The 1,878-nt window shown below is 43.1% G+C and carries 3 protein-coding genes; all 3 read left to right on the top strand.

Annotated features, from left to right (window positions below; genetic code table 11):
• A partial coding sequence (locus tag EKM83_RS13120) for a type IA DNA topoisomerase (RefSeq protein WP_164505687.1) occupies positions 1–1,164 on the top strand: 1,164 nt, incomplete at its 5' end.
• Positions 1,165–1,276: 112 nt separating this feature from the next.
• Positions 1,277–1,492, top strand: coding sequence for a hypothetical protein (locus tag EKM83_RS13115; RefSeq protein ID WP_056986576.1), 216 nt, complete (start codon positions 1,277–1,279; stop codon positions 1,490–1,492).
• A 3-nt stretch (positions 1,493–1,495) separates the two neighbouring features.
• Positions 1,496–1,878 (top strand): ArdC-like ssDNA-binding domain-containing protein (locus tag EKM83_RS13110; RefSeq protein ID WP_225418685.1); only part of this gene is annotated, 383 nt, incomplete at its 3' end.

Raw genomic sequence — 1,878 nt, 5'->3', positions numbered from 1 at the left:
CCCCGCACCGATTGTGCTTATATCACTGATGAAGAATTTGAGTACTTAGTGGCTAATCTGACGAAGTATCTGGGTTTAGTCTCTAAGCAAGTCGCTTTAACCAATACCACCCCAAATAAACGTTACGTCAATGGGAAAAAGGTTGAAGAACATTACGCCATTATCATGACTAAAGTTGTGCCGACTAAAGAGAAACTAGCCAGCTTACCTAAATTACAGCAACAAGTCTATGACTTAGTTTTAAGAACGACGTTAGCGATGTTTGCTGATCCTTACGAATATGAAGAGACCACCATTATTACCCAAGTTGGTGACGCCAATTTTAAAGCAACCGGTAAGGTCCCAACTAAGCAAGGTTGGCAAGTTCTATTTGATGAAACCAAAACCGAGCAGCAAGAAGTAGCAACTTTACCGCTCGTTCACCAAGGCGACCACGTTCAAGCGAATCTGCAAACACCGCAAAAAGAAACGACACCTCCGGTACCCTTTACCGAAGGTACCCTGATTACGGCCATGAAGACCGCTGGCAAAACGCTTGATGATGAAGTAGCCCAGGCGATTCTCAAAGATGTGCAAGGCATTGGGACAAGTGCGACCCGGGCCAATGTGCTGGAAGTGTTAAAGAAACGCGGCTACTTAGTTACTGAAAAGAATAAGTTGCACGTCAGTGAAGCCGGAATCACTTTATGTAAAGCGGTTGAACTCGAACCCTTGCTAACTAGTCCAGAAATGACGGCTAAATGGGAGCAAGCGTTACAGCAAATCAGTACCGAAGAACGCACTCAGGATAATTTTTTGAGCCAAATCAAAAAGTTCGTGGCAAAGTTGATCGCTGATGTTCCCACGCAATTAACTGGCAGTGCAGCCATTAAACAACAAATTGATCATCAACAGCAAGCGCAAAAAGTTGCCGAGGTGTTCTTAGAAACACCACAAGTAACTGTCATAAATAAACAAAAGTTTTACATTGTGAAACCCAAGCAAGGCGAGGACTTTACCCTACCCAAGAAATGGAGTAGCAAGACGCTTGGTAAGACCGCAATTAAAGCGTTAGTTACCAAGGGTGAAACCAGCAAATTAAAGGGTTTCAAGAGCAAAAAGGGGAAGTCGTTTGACGCCAAGCTAAAACTTGACGGTCATAAATTAAGTTTTGATTTTGATTAGAACCTGCCTACCGCCCTGCACGTTGTTGAACCCGTTGTTTAGGTTCACTTTTATAAAGCCAAAAGTAAACCTAAACAACGGGTGAGATTAGCAAAGCAAAGGAGATCATAAAATGGATAATAAATTAGCAGTCATTGGGAGTGAATTACCAGTTTTGCAGGCTAAAGGAACCTACAAGTATCTAAAAGAAATCACTGGTAACGGAGCCTATTATCAAGTGGCTTGGCAAAAATTGTCTGACGGTTACGTTGCCCTTTATGGCACGACCTCAATTCAAACAAAAGTGGCTCCCATACTGAATGATATTTTTGAAGATGAGGAGGGGTAACTTATGCCAAATAAAGCAAATGTTAAGGCTTGGAAAGCACAATTAGTCGCCCAGGCTGAACAGCAAATCCTAAAATTAACTGATAGTGACCAATTTAAAAAGTATCTCAATACCCTGGCTAAATTTCATCGTTATAGCGCCAGAAACATTGATTTAATTTATGCGCAAAATCCTCAAGCCACTCAAGTCGCCGGTTTTAAGCAATGGCAGAAGGCTTTTAACCGCACCGTCAACCGGGGCGCAAAAGCGATTCGGATTGCGGCTCCGATCATTAAGAAGCTAACACCAGCCGAGCAGAAGCATCTTGATACCACCGATGAGCGCGCCATTGTCGGTTATCGCTATCTACCCGTCTTTGATGTGGCACAAACTAGCGGTGAACCAGT

This window comes from Levilactobacillus angrenensis, assembly GCF_003946085.1.
Lineage (GTDB): Bacteria > Bacillota > Bacilli > Lactobacillales > Lactobacillaceae > Levilactobacillus > Levilactobacillus angrenensis.
Note: the sequence above shows the minus strand (reverse complement) of the source record. Positions and strands in the feature narration are given on the sequence as shown.

Coding starts and splice junctions, on each gene's coding strand:
- EKM83_RS13115 (WP_056986576.1), top strand. CDS start 1,277: ATGGATAATAAATTAGCAGTCATTGGGAGTGAATTACCAGTTTTGCAG.